Annotated in this window: 5 protein-coding genes and 4 pseudogenes; 5 read left to right on the top strand and 4 right to left on the bottom strand. The window is 38.1% G+C overall.

Annotation, left to right across the window (positions count from 1 at the left end; genetic code table 11):
* Positions 1-182 precede the first annotated feature (182 nt).
* Together LVY74_RS16470 and LVY74_RS16465 are read right to left on the bottom strand one after the other, a co-directional pair.
* Positions 183-377, bottom strand: a complete 195-nt coding sequence (locus LVY74_RS16470; protein WP_237815964.1) for a hypothetical protein — start codon at positions 375-377, stop codon at positions 183-185.
* Positions 378-501: 124 nt separating this feature from the next.
* Positions 502-1,206 (bottom strand): annotated as a pseudogene (locus LVY74_RS16465) (IS6 family transposase).
* A gap of 207 nt (positions 1,207-1,413) precedes the next feature.
* Here LVY74_RS16465 and LVY74_RS16460 point away from each other — a divergent pair.
* Both LVY74_RS16460 and LVY74_RS16455 read left to right on the top strand, forming a co-directional pair.
* On the top strand, positions 1,414-1,719 hold the full coding sequence (locus tag LVY74_RS16460) for a helix-turn-helix domain-containing protein (protein ID WP_237815963.1): 306 nt from the start codon (positions 1,414-1,416) through the stop codon (positions 1,717-1,719).
* Positions 1,719-2,984, top strand: a complete 1,266-nt coding sequence (locus LVY74_RS16455) for a type II toxin-antitoxin system HipA family toxin (RefSeq protein ID WP_237815962.1) — start codon at positions 1,719-1,721, stop codon at positions 2,982-2,984. The genes LVY74_RS16460 and LVY74_RS16455 overlap by 1 nt, the downstream gene beginning before the upstream one ends.
* Before the next feature lie 203 nt (positions 2,985-3,187).
* Here the strand turns inward: LVY74_RS16455 and LVY74_RS16450 are convergent, their stop codons facing one another.
* Together LVY74_RS16450 and LVY74_RS16445 are read right to left on the bottom strand one after the other, a co-directional pair.
* Positions 3,188-4,615 (bottom strand): hypothetical protein, encoded by a 1,428-nt coding sequence (locus LVY74_RS16450; protein WP_237815961.1) that lies wholly within the window; start codon positions 4,613-4,615, stop codon positions 3,188-3,190.
* A 26-nt stretch (positions 4,616-4,641) separates the two neighbouring features.
* Positions 4,642-5,496 (bottom strand): hypothetical protein, encoded by an 855-nt coding sequence (locus tag LVY74_RS16445; protein WP_237815960.1) that lies wholly within the window; start codon positions 5,494-5,496, stop codon positions 4,642-4,644.
* Between the two features lie 117 nt (positions 5,497-5,613).
* Between LVY74_RS16445 and LVY74_RS16440 the strand changes: the two are divergent.
* From LVY74_RS16440 to LVY74_RS16430, 3 pseudogenes are all read left to right on the top strand, one after another.
* Positions 5,614-5,793 (top strand): annotated as a pseudogene (locus LVY74_RS16440) (transposase); the annotation flags it as partial.
* Between the two features lie 107 nt (positions 5,794-5,900).
* Positions 5,901-6,386, top strand: a pseudogene (locus tag LVY74_RS16435) (HipA domain-containing protein); the annotation flags it as partial.
* Positions 6,385-6,623, top strand: a pseudogene (locus LVY74_RS16430) (IS3 family transposase); the annotation flags it as partial. The pseudogenes LVY74_RS16435 and LVY74_RS16430, both read left to right, overlap by 2 nt.
* Between the last annotated feature and the right edge of the window lie 335 nt (positions 6,624-6,958).

Below are 6,958 nucleotides of genomic sequence, written 5' to 3'. Positions count from 1 at the left end.
CAATCACTCAATCACTCAATCACTCAATCACTCAATCACTCAATCACTCAATCACTCACTTTAGACTATAGTCTAATGATCGTTTCAGGTCGGGATTTTTATAAGCTTTACTGAAGCATGTACGCACATAAAATTGATTTGCGTGGGTAATTCTACTGATCTATTCAAGTAGAGTGATTGGGTTACATATCTGCAAGTCGTTCCAATTCCTCACGATGTTGTTCAATCACTCGCTTTGCAGCTGCACGGACAACCCGATCAAGCTCTTCAGGTGTTGCTGCACAAATTGGCTTAGCCTTAATTACTGGACGATTGACAGTGCTTCGACCATTTAGCCTATTTTCTAGAATTTCTTGGAGCGAATAAACTTTTTCCATATGGGCATCTCGGTCTCATAATCAAAAAATTATATGCCATTTTATTTGAATCGGCACAATTGAAATGAAAATGGCACTATTGCAAATAGAGATCTGAGCTGATGATTTTCCCTTTAAAAATTACTTAAAGACCGAAAACTCTATTCATGAGATACACTTCACCCTGAGGCTGACCATAATAAAATGATGAAGCCTGTCCTTTACGGAGTGCTCGCATCACTTCAATACCTTTGATTGTGGCATAAGCCGTCTTCATCGATTTGAAGTCTAACGTCGCTCGGATGATCCGCTTTAACTTGCCATGATCACATTCGATCACGTTATTTTGTTATTTAATTTGCCTGTGCTCAAGATTAGGTGGACATTTTCCTTCCCGTTTTAACCGTGATAAAGCACTTCCATATGTCGGTGCTTTATCTGTATTGATCACTTTGGGAATCTGCCACTTCTTTACATTCTTTAAAATTTTTCCAAGAAAACAATAGGCTGATTTGATATTACTTCTAGAAGAAAGATAAAAATCAATGGTATAACCACGTTGGTTGACTGCACGATACAGATAAGACCACCGTCCATTTACTTTCACATAAGTTTCATCAATATGCCATGAGCTCAATTCTTTAGGATTACGCCAATACCAGCGTAAACGTTTTTCTATTTCAGGCGCATAACGCTGAACCCAACGATAAATCGTGGCGTGATCAACATTCACACCATGTTCAGCAAGCATTTCCTGAAGTTCACGATAGCTAATGCCATATTTACAATACCAACGCACGGCCCAAAGAATGATTTCACCCTGAAAATGTCGACCATGGAAAGGATTCATATACTGAACTTTTAGCTAGATGATTATTTAATTTATCATCTATAGCTATTTGCAACAGTTAGCCGATCAGCAACGTATCAAACAACTGGCACATGACAATATTATTGTTTTTTGTACTAAAATTTTTCAATTATTCAGAAAATATTTTTAGAATAAATCCATTATTTTGTGGTTTAATTGGATAATTAAAGATTAAGATTTAATATAATGGATTTAAATTTCATAAAACCTGAAGAAGTTATCACACTTATCGGTGAGCGTTTGCGTAAGCAACGGCTCTTTCTTGAGATGTCTCAAGCCGAGGTTGCAGCACGTTCAGGGGTTGGTGTGAATACCGTTTCTAATCTAGAAGCGGGTCGAAATGTATCTGTTGAAAACTTAGTCCGTATTGCAATGGTTTTAGGTCGATTACACGAACTTCAGGAATTGTTCCAACCACAGCTGAATAGTGTTAATGATATTTTACGTTATGAAAGCCAGAGTAAACGCCAGCGTATTAAGAGGAAAGGCTAATGCTCAATAAACTCAATGTTTATTACAACGGTTGGGGTGAATCTTGGCTGTGGGGAACTTTAATTAGCTCAACAGCCACGACAGGACGACCCATCATTTCTTTTGAGTATAGTTCAGAAGCAATACGTAGCGGTATTGAGCTGTCTTCTTACCTCTTACCATTAAATGGTCTTCCACTCAGACAAGGCTTTCCTGCGCACCATATGGGGCTACCTGGCCCAGTCTATGATGCTTTACCAGATGGTTGGGGCATGTTGCTGATGGATCGATATTTTAGAAAAATTGGAATGAATCCGGCTCGAATCGGCCCTTTGGAACGTCTGACTTATATTAGTACACATGCAATGGGCGCCTTATCCTTTGAACCCTGTGTAGCAGAGATGCAAGCCTTAGAAAATATTCCACTGCTGCAATTGGCACAAGAAGTTCAAGAAGTACTTAAAGGGGAGGGGGGTGAATTTCTACAGCATTTGTTGGTCATGGGTGGCTCTCCACAGGGAGCAAGACCCAAGGCGCTGGTTTACCGAGATCCGGTCAGCTTGGAGTTTTCAACTCAAGCTTCTGATCAACACGAAGCCTGGCTGATTAAATTTCCTGCTCAGCAAGAACATCCTGAAGTTTGTGCCATTGAAGCAGTCTATGCAGAATGCTTGCGTCTGTGTGAAATCGAGACCCCAGACACCCATTTTTTTAATTTGCCTAATGGTTTAACGGCTTTCGCTTCTAAACGATTCGACCGTCAAAAGGGTATGCGAATTCCAATGCAAAGTTTGGCCGCATATACCGGAGCAGATTATAAAGTTCCAGGCAGCCTAGACTATCGCAATTTCCTCAGAGCGACATTGATGTGTACGCAAGATGTGAGGGAAAGAACCCATGCTTTCAAACGCGCTGTATTTAATGTGCTATTCAATAATCGGGATGACCATACCAAAAACTTTTCATTTCTTATGACACAAGATGGGCAATGGAAACTGGCTCCAGCCTATGATGTCACTTTCTGTGAAGGCCCTGGTGGTTATCATCAAATGGACATTATGGGAGAGGCGCTCAATATTTCCCGAAATGACATCCATAAACTTGGTATTTCAGAAGCTAATCTCACTGCACAAGAAATCGACGAGATCATCTTGGATATGCGTGCAATTGCACTGCAATTTAGTCAGATTGCAGAACGCCTTTACCCGAATCAAATTCGAAAAGCTACCCTACAGATGATTCAATCACGGATACAACAGAATATTGATTTTTTAACTGAAATTTAAGCAAAAATACAAATAAACCTTATAAATGTCATATTGTTAGCATGAGTACGATTCGGATTTTTTTTGTAATTGAGAGCTTGTTTTTTCAATTTGTCATTTTCATAAAATTTGGGCTGGGCTATTCAACTCCTGGAGCAATTTTAATGCTTTTGCGAAATCTAAGATTCATCGTTTTTCTCTAACATGCTTTTTAAATATAAATATCAATCAAATAAAAAACTTCGTAAATCATCTTCATTTTTTAATATCTTTGATTCCTCCACTCCATGAGCACGAGCCAATGCAATACTGGACTCTACGATTGAAATATTAGTATTTAAGTCAAAAGCTTTACTTCTTAAATCAGCAATCTTTTCAAATTCAGTATTAATTTTATTTACGACATTTATATAAACTTGGCCAACCTTCGCTAAAAAAAGTTGCATAGAAGCTTCAATCTTCTGTGCTAGTTTCTTATCTTCACCTAATAAAATTTCACATACAAACTTTCCTGCGATTGAACCAATGACAGTGCCTAAGACCGGTATAGGGATAAATGTTTGTCCTGCTAGGGCAGCAAGACCAACACCTGCACTATCAGCACAAACAAAAATTGCATTCATTTGAAACTCTTCGAAAGTTAATTTCCCTTGGTAAAAGTCATGTACTAATGAGCTTACTCCTTTTGATGCAGTAACAAATGCACCGGCTAAGGGAGCAGCTAACCCCGCACAGTTAGTCAAACCATAAACTGTAGCACCAGTTACACCGGCTAATGCGGATGCTTTGGCTGTATCTAATCCAACTTCTTTCCAATCTTCTTTAGTTAGCTCACCCTTAAATAAATTTTTTCCTTCATTTTTATATTTGAGATATAAAGAGGAACTTAAGGCAATAGCACCACCGACAGCTGCAGCAGTTCCAGCTGCTTTTAGCCCTTCTGTTAAGTTGGCTTGATGGTTATCGTGAATAATATCCTTCAGTTTTTCATTTTGTTGTTCGAGGTCAGCACTGTGCTTATTTAATGTTTCATGTATTTGGCCTTGTTGAACTTCAGCATAATCAGATACTCCAGGCCGAACCACTTCATTAAATGGCTGTCCAGACTTAGTTTGAATTTCTTCAATTTTTGCTTGAACAGAATTGATAGTCTTTTGACTTAAACCTTCAATGTATTCACCGCGATGAATTTTAGAAATCAATTCATAGTGATCTTTTGGAATATGATAATAAGATCCGTCACGACCGAAGTTTTCATATTTGTCCATATGCTTGAGCACATGATCAAGGTTATTGCCCAAACCGTTAATAAATTTTGATTGAACCTGAATCCCATCAATCAAATAATCTTCGGGCGCAGTGCGTCCTACCCCTTCAAAGGTGGCTCTGATAGTATCACCTGCAAGAGCATCTCTTGCATTACGAATACCTACTTCAACATGTTCGGCAATTTCTCCATGTTTAGTAAGGTCGCTACCTAAAATATTTTCAGGTGTACCAATAAATTCTCGGACTTTATCGACATGCTTCATTGAATTAATAAAGCATTGATCCTGCAAATTAAGTTGTGTAATTTCGTCTTGCAGTCGAGCAACATTAATGCCATCGACTATGGCACTAGAAATCTGATCTTGTACTGAAGTTGTTTGCATTAATATTGCCTGATGATTTAATTAAATTAAAGTTCAACTTTCTTTTTCATAAGTAGACATAGGCTTTCTACATGATTTTTCAATGAAATCATAAGCGCTTTTTGGCCGCCATCTAGTTGATTATAATCAAGTGTGGTGAGTGTTGAATCTAGCGTTCTTAATAGAGATTGCATTCCCACAATATGCTTCTGTGTCTCTTCCGTAAGTTTTTCCACTTCTAAGGACGCGGCTTTAAATTGTCTATTTAGAACTTCGATTTCCTTTCTTTTTTCATCAGCTTCTTTAGCAATTTTCTCATTTCTACTACGTGCAAAAAGTGCACTTCCGACTAATGCTGTACCACCAATTGCCCAGCCTACTGGTCCTGCAAGTGCCAATAAAGCATTACCTGCAGCCATACCACCACCACCTGCAGCAAGAGCTCCCCCACCTAACCAAGCTAATGCTGCATTAGTAGCTGCAGCACCACCTAAAGCAGAAATGGCCGTGCCCGTAGATGCTGTGCCAAAAGTAGTTGCAATTGCCATGGCTGCAGTAGGTGCAAATGCAGCAACACCAGCGCCAGCAGCAACACCAGCTCCCGCAGTGCTACCTGCTTGTAGGTCGACCAAGCGAGCATTTTCTCGAATCTTCTCTAAGATGTCGTTAAAGACTTTAAATTCAGCTTTGTATTCAGTAAATGTTTTATCAAATTCTTTAGGCTTATTCGCAATTGCACTAAATAGGGCCTCAATTTTTGAAATAATTTTGTGGGCATCATTTTTTCTGAGATTCATTAATTGCTCAGACTTTGAACCTACTTCTTGCCCTAGGTCTTCATAAATCTTTTTAGTATTTTTAAATTTATCGATAGCATTTTTTTTTAAATCACCGTTTAACATTTTGTACCCTTACATATTTATGTGATTTTTGTGAAGTCTGTTCTAGCTATATATTATTTTTTTTATCAGAATTGTAATTCAATATTTTTGAATAATTTTTTAATATTCACATTTTAGCTTGTTAAACAGGCTGAGTCTGGTCCACCGGTAGCTATCCTTTGTCGTGAACATTGCATGATCAATGCTAGATGCTATAAATGGCGTGCCAAATATGGTGGTATGGATAGATAGTTGATGGCACGGCTGAAAGAGCTGGAAACAGAAAATACCAGACTTAAAAAGATGTATGTGGAAGAATGATTAAAGGCAGAGATCACTCAGGAAGCGATAGCAAAAAGTGGTGAAGACATCTCACCGACGTCATTGCCAACCATGCCATTGGCATTCGTTTGGCTTATAGAACATTTACCGGAGCCGATTATAAAGTTCCAGGCAGCCTAGACTATCGCAATTTTCTTCGGGCAACATTGATGTGTACTCAGGATGTGCGGGAAAGAGCCCATGCATTCAAACGCGTTGTGTTTAATGTGCTATTCAATAATCGGGATGACCATACCAAGAACTTTTCCTTTCTTATGGCAAAAGATGGTCAGTGGAAACTGGCGCCAGCCTATGATGTCACTTTCTGTGAAGGCCCTGGTGGTTATCATCAAATGGACATTATGGGAGAAGCACTCAATATTTCCCGAAATGACATCCATAAACTCGGTATTTCAGAAGCCAATCTAACTGCACAGGAAATTGACGAGATCATCTTGGAAATGCGTGCAATTGCACTACAGTTTAGTCAGATTGCAGAGCGGTTGTACCCAGATCAGATTCGAGAATCTACCCTACACATGATTCAATCACGGATACAACAGAACATTGATTTTTTAACTGAAATTTAAATGCTTAGACGTCAGCACTTCAGGCTATTATGCTTGTATGCTTGGCGGAAGCGAAAGGTTTACGCTACTCAGAAATATACTGATTTAAAAGTTGTATATTGGCAGCACCATGCAGGATTGGGAGCACCTTCATTAATTCATAACATGTATGGTTTGGGTTACGGTATGAATGAACGTAGTGTTGGAAGTGGAAGAATGTTGAGAAAGCCTGGTTTACGCAGTGTATCAATTAAATATTTGAAAAAAGTTCTTTACTTATTTTTTTGATGCGATTAGATTTTACACATAAATTATTGTTGGCTAAAAAAGCCAAGGAAAGATAGCTAAAAAAACCTACCTAAATTTGAGCACGTGCAATATTGCATTGGGCCCATAACTATATAACCAAGTTTTAAATTTAATCAAAGTGGCAAATCTAAAGAATTATAGATTTTGTTTTTACGTCTATTTTTATGGATTTGTTTTTTTATATCTATTTTTTATGGACGTATTTTTATGTTTATTTCGTACATCCTTTTTTGTATCAATTTAATTTCGTATATCAATATTTTTGTTGACTTTATACAGAATGT

The sequence above is a fragment of the Acinetobacter sp. ME22 genome (assembly GCF_022012315.1).
Taxonomy (GTDB): domain Bacteria; phylum Pseudomonadota; class Gammaproteobacteria; order Pseudomonadales; family Moraxellaceae; genus Acinetobacter; species Acinetobacter brisouii_A.
The sequence above is the reverse complement of the archived record's forward strand: the minus strand, read 5'-3'. Positions and strand labels throughout refer to the sequence as shown.

Coding starts and splice junctions, on each gene's coding strand:
- LVY74_RS16460 (WP_237815963.1), top strand. CDS start 1,414: ATGGATTTAAATTTCATAAAACCTGAAGAAGTTATCACACTTATCGGT.
- LVY74_RS16455 (WP_237815962.1), top strand. CDS start 1,719: ATGCTCAATAAACTCAATGTTTATTACAACGGTTGGGGTGAATCTTGG.
- LVY74_RS16445 (WP_237815960.1), bottom strand. CDS start 5,496: ATGTTAAACGGTGATTTAAAAAAAAATGCTATCGATAAATTTAAAAAT.
- LVY74_RS16450 (WP_237815961.1), bottom strand. CDS start 4,615: ATGCAAACAACTTCAGTACAAGATCAGATTTCTAGTGCCATAGTCGAT.
- LVY74_RS16470 (WP_237815964.1), bottom strand. CDS start 377: ATGGAAAAAGTTTATTCGCTCCAAGAAATTCTAGAAAATAGGCTAAAT.